Consider the following 874-nt stretch of genomic DNA (forward strand, 5'->3'; position numbering starts at 1 on the left):
CAAACTTTGGTTAATACCCTCCGTTTGCGTCTGATCTTTGAACATCCCTTGTAATACTTTCCTGCCCTCAATCAGTTTATTTAAGGTCTCGATAGATAAATCAATGCCTTTATCAGCCGCATTCGCCGCAGTAATCGTACCGTTGGCAATATCAATTAGCACTTGATTATATTCAGCGCCTTTATCGCCAAGCAATTCATATAAGCCTGCTAAAACAAAGGCGGACTCTGCTTGTCCTTGTTGTTTTAATTTTGCCACTTCAAGATTTTGTGCTACCGTCAAAGCGCGTTCTTTTAATTTTTTAAACGCTTCATCTAGCTCTAAATTGCTTTTTACTCCACCTTGCGCCGCCTCTTTCTGTTGTTTTATCGTATTGCTTAAACCGGCAATGACGCTATCTGCCGTATTGGCATCAACACCTAAGTTTTTCATTTTGGTGCGAAAATCATCAATGCTTTTGCCATTTGACAAGAACACCCCACCAAGTGCGGTTAATTGGTTGGTTAAAACTGAAAGATCGATATTTTTATTTTCTCGAATCTTTTCTAATTCCGCGTTTAACTTTTCAAGATCTTGCTTGGAACTTTCAGACAGCTCTAAACCAAATTGCCAAGCACTTGTTTGAATTTGGGAAATTTCCGCCTGCACTTTGGAAATTTGCTCACCATAATTTTCCATTGCTTGAATTTGCTCAAAAATTTTCAAGGTTAACGCGCTTTCACTTAAGCCGTCATAACTTTCTTTTAAACGGTTATTCGCACTCTCGGTATCTAACGCCGCCTCTTTTGCCTCTTGTGCCTTTTGGCTGAAATAAAATAATGCACCTGCCGCAATTGTTGCCGCTCCCATAGGGCCACCAATAAGACCTAATGCG

Annotated in this window: 1 pseudogene; it reads right to left on the bottom strand. The window is 40.2% G+C overall.

Going from position 1 to position 874, the window contains the following annotated elements:
• A pseudogene (locus B0183_RS07195) lies at positions 1 to 849 on the bottom strand (tape measure protein); the annotation flags it as partial.
• Between the last annotated feature and the right edge of the window lie 25 nt (positions 850 to 874).

Origin of the sequence: Glaesserella parasuis (assembly GCF_002015085.1) — a bacterium.
Classification (GTDB): domain Bacteria; phylum Pseudomonadota; class Gammaproteobacteria; order Enterobacterales; family Pasteurellaceae; genus Glaesserella; species Glaesserella parasuis.